We start from the raw sequence: 241 nt of genomic DNA, 5'->3' as shown, positions 1-241 counted from the left end.
AAAACGGATAAATTGTCGGATTACGACGACGCCTAATACGACCTACGTTAGCGGGAACAGATACCAATGAGCACCACCTTTTTTGACTTGATTCGCCACGGTGAACCGGCTGGCGGTCAGATGTATCGGGGCCACAAGGATGACCCTCTGAGCGAATTGGGCTGGCAGCAAATGCGTGACGCCATTCAGGTGGAGGATCAGTGGGATCACATCCTCACGTCACCCTTGTTACGCTGCCGGG

At 53.9% G+C, this 241-nt stretch carries 1 protein-coding gene; it reads left to right on the top strand.

Features of this window, described 5'->3' with window-relative positions; genetic code table 11:
* Nucleotides 1-66: 66 nt before the first annotated feature.
* On the top strand, nucleotides 67-241 hold a 175-nt coding region (locus A3754_RS24885), incomplete at its 3' end, for a histidine phosphatase family protein (protein WP_197468855.1).

Source organism: Alcanivorax sp. HI0083, from assembly GCF_001635175.1.
This window is presented reverse-complemented; position numbering and strand designations above follow the sequence as displayed.